The following is a 3,858-nucleotide window of genomic DNA, read 5'->3' on the forward strand; positions in this document are numbered from 1 at the left end:
GAGCGCCGGGGGTGCGGTGGGCTGGCGCGTCAGGTTCATCAGCCCGCTGCGTGCCCAGTAGGCCGTGACGTCGAAGCCGGGCTTGTCCGCGTCCGGTCCCGTCTCGCCGAAGCCGGTGACGTCGGCGAAGATCAGACGCGGGTTGAGCTGCGCCAGGCTCTCGTACTCCAGGCCCAGCCTGGCCCGGGTCGGCGGCGGGAAGTTGGTCACCAGCACGTCGGCCCACCGCACCAGCCGTTCGAGCACCGCCCGGGCGTCGGGCGATTTCAGGTTCAGCTCGATGCTGCGCTTGTTGCGGTTGTCGAGCTGCCAGGTGTAGTTGATGCCTTCGACCTGTGGGTTGGGGGGAACATGGCTTAAGGCGCGGTAGCTGTCCCCGACGCCCGGCGGTTCCACCTTGACCACGTCGGCGCCGAAGTCACCGAGCACGGTGGTTGCGGCGGGTCCGGCGATGAAGCTTGCGAGGTCGACGACGTGTAGTCCGTCCAGCAGGGGCGTGTTCTCCATGACGGGTTCCTTCTCAGCTGGGTGTTCGAGGTCCTCGCTCGGGGCGACGGCCGGGGCCGCCTGCCGGGAGCAAGCACCGCCGACATGGCGGTGTGGTCCTTGTCCCGCTGCCCGGGTCGCCCGGTGGGCCTCCACGCAGCGGTAGGTGCGGTGCCCGGCCGGCCCTAGTGACGAGGCGCAGCGGGGGGCATGAAGGCGTTGTGACCGGTGATGTCGCGGCCGACGATCAGCGCCTGCACCACGTCGGTGCCCTCGTAGGTGTCGATGGCCTCCATGTCGGCCAGGTGCCTGGCCACGTGGTAGTCGAGCACGATGCCGTTGCCGCCGAGCAGGTCGCGGGCGTCGGCGAGGATGGCCCGTGCGCGCTCGCAGTTGTGCATCTTGGCCAGTGCCACCTCGGGCATCGTCACCTTGCGCTCGTCCATGAGCTGGCTGAGCCGCAGCTGCATGCACAGCATGTTGGTGATGTCTGCCAGCATCCGCGCCAACCGGTACTGGACGAGCTGGAAGCTCGCCAGGGGGACACCGAACTGGTGGCGCTGCTGGGAGTAGGCCAGCGCGGTCTCGTAGCCGGCGACGGCGGCGCCGATCGCCTCCCAGGCCACGCAGAAGCGCGAGGCCAGCAGCACCTCCTCGGTGTCCCGGAAGGTGTGTGAGTTCTCCAGTCGGTTCTCCGCCGGCACCCGGACGTCGGTGAGTGAGATCTGCGCGTTCTGCACGCAGCGCAGCGCCGTCTTGCCCGCGATGAACTGGGGATCGAATCCAGGCATGCCCTTCTCCACCACGTACCCGCCGACGTGCCCGTCCTCGCCCCGCGCCCAGATGATCGTGTAGTCGGAGAAGGTCGCGTTGCCGATCCAGCGCTTGTGGCCGTTGAGCACGTAGGACCCGCCGTCCTGGCGCGCGGTCGTCTCGAGCATGACCACATCCGTTCCGTGAGCGGGTTCGGTCAGGCCGAAGGCGCCGATCTTCTCCAGGCGCGCCATCGGCGGCAGGAACCGCTGCTTCTGCTCCTCCGAGCCCAGCAGCGCGATCGACATCATGGCCAGCGCCGAGTGCACGCCGGCGAACGTGGAGATGCTCAGGTCACCGCGCGCCAGCTCCATGATGACCAGCCCCGCGGTCACGTTGCTCATCCCCGGGCTGCCGTAACCCGGGATCTGGAAACCCGCGATGCCGAGCTCCGCCAGCTTGGGAACCAGCTCGTGCGGGAACTCCGCACGCTCCCAGTAGGGGTTGATGATCGGCAGGACCTCCCGGTCCATGAACTCGCGCACCCGCCGGCGCAGCGCCCGCTGCTCGTCGGTCAGCAGTTCGTCCAGCCGGTAGTAGTCCGTGTGCTCGGGTCCGCCCAGCACGGGCGGCTCGACGACCGGTTTCCCATTCGCAGCCGCGGTAGCCGCAGTGGTCGAGCCCGGCACCGAGTCGGTGGCCGTCCGCTTCATCGCATTCATCCTCGACACTCCTCTCCCATGCTCTTCTTGGTCGTTGTGGTGCGGATTTCTCGTGTCGCCAGGACGCGCCTAAGGGAGGGCGCCACCGCCCGTCGCCGGGCCTGCCGGGCCCGCCCGCCGGATGGAGATCGTGAGGCTCGGCGGGTGCCGGGGTGCCGGGGTGCCGACCCCTCGCCGGCACCCGGGTGGCGTCCTGCTGCGCGGTCGTGGCTTGACACAGGACGGTATGAGGGCCGATACCGGTAGCCACTGTGCCGCGGGTACAGACTTCTGGACCGGTTGGTGTTCGCCGCACAACGGGAACGACGCGGCGGCGCCCCACTCATCCGCCCGATCGCGGCAGGTGCGGGAGCGGGTCGGCGCCGCGCATCGCGCACAACTCGGCCGCAGGAACCGCCGGCGGAGGCGCTTCCCGGGGCCGGGCTGCCGGGCGCGATCGGCCCGTTGGGGGATGGGCTGCGCAGGTGCATGGCCTCGAGTTCTTCGGACGCGGCCTTGTAGATCGCCACGGCGTCGATCGCCCGGACGGTGTCGGTCTTCCGCGACCGCTCCAGCTCCTCGGTGATCCGGGCCGTGAAGGTCCGGTCCGGATGCTGGAGTCCGAGCACGTTCGGCTGGACCGGGCCGATCGTCATGTCTCGTGCCTTCCGTCGGCATGCGGTCCTCTTGGGCCGTGCGGCGGCGCCGACGGCGGACCAGCCGGATGCCTAGTCTGATCACACCTGTCACGGGGTGCATCACCCGTGACAGGTGAGAGCCGTCGCTGGTGCGCCGGTCGGCCGGCGGCGGTACGTGTCGATCATCAGCTGGCCGTGTCGAATCGGGTCGTTTCTGACACAGCTCTGCGGAACTGATCTTGCGCGGCGTTCCCGCAGGTCACCGGTTCTCAGAAACGCGTTCCACTTTCAGCGTGTCGCGCCGGCCCGGCTGGGTGGGTTTCGCTACGTTCCCGGGGCTGTGGGCACGCTGCTCGGGTACGCCCGGGTCTCCACGCTGGAGCAGAACGCCGCGCTGCAGCAGGACGCGCTGGCGGCGGCCGGATGCTGGCAGCCCGATGGGCCGACCTGGCCACCCTCGCCGCCGCAGCAGGCACGCGGTTGTGGCTGGTCACGCATGGCCCCGGAGCCACACCAGGACATCAAGCCACCCTCGTAGCGGCCGCCGGTGACCGTCGGCCGGTGGCTCGGCCGTGGCGCGCCGGGTTGGTTGAGCTACCCCCGGCCGGGGGCACCGTCGCCGGCGCCGTCGCGGGTGGTGATGGGTTCCCGGCGGTGCCCGACGTGGAGTTTCCGCAGTTCCGGGCGGCCGCCCGCCGGCTGCTTGCCGCGCCCGCGTTCGCCCGCGTCGACCACGACACCTTCGGTCTGGCTCGGGCCCAGGCCGACGATCTGCGCCACGAGCACACGCCCCATCTTGCGCCGCCGCCTCCCTCGGCGGGTCGCGAGGCCAGTCAGCGGCTCGCGGTCAGGCGGTGAGCGAGGGGGCCGACCGTCCCAGCACCCGCCGCATCGACCGCGTCAGCCCATGCGCTCGGCCAGGGACACGATTATCCCCTCCGGGCCCCGCACGTAGGCCATGCGCCAGATGCGCTCGTACTGGCCGATGCCGCCGACCAGCCCGTATCCGTCCGCGGCCAACCGGTCGACGGTGGCCTGGAGGTCGTCGACCTCGAAGGCCACGTTGCGCAGCCCCAGCTCGTTGGCCATCGCGGCCGGTGACCCCGGCTCGTGGTCGGGCCGGACGAAGCTCGACAGCTCCAGCCGGGTACCTCCGTCGGGCGGTCGCAGCATGACGATCTCGGTACGGGAGTCGGGGATTCCGATGACCGTGTTCAGGAACTCGCCTTCCACGACCATCCGCCCCTCGACCTCGAGACCGAGCCCGACGAAGAACGCCG

At 70.4% G+C, this 3,858-nt stretch carries 4 protein-coding genes; all 4 read right to left on the reverse strand.

What is annotated here, in order from left to right:
* On the reverse strand, window positions 1–507 hold a 507-nt coding region (locus JWP64_RS11145; RefSeq protein WP_297495573.1), incomplete at its 3' end, for a CoA transferase.
* Window positions 508–671: 164 nt separating this feature from the next.
* Entirely contained in the window at window positions 672–1,952 is a 1,281-nt protein-coding gene (locus tag JWP64_RS11150) for an acyl-CoA dehydrogenase family protein (RefSeq protein ID WP_297495575.1), read from the reverse strand.
* Window positions 1,953–3,172: 1,220 nt separating this feature from the next.
* On the reverse strand, window positions 3,173–3,373 hold the full coding sequence (locus tag JWP64_RS11155; RefSeq protein ID WP_297495577.1) for a hypothetical protein: 201 nt from the start codon (window positions 3,371–3,373) through the stop codon (window positions 3,173–3,175).
* A 105-nt stretch (window positions 3,374–3,478) separates the two neighbouring features.
* On the reverse strand, window positions 3,479–3,858 hold a 380-nt coding region (locus JWP64_RS11160; RefSeq protein WP_297495579.1), incomplete at its 5' end, for a VOC family protein.

This window comes from Pseudonocardia sp., from assembly GCF_025465255.1.
Classification (GTDB): domain Bacteria; phylum Actinomycetota; class Actinomycetes; order Mycobacteriales; family Pseudonocardiaceae; genus Pseudonocardia.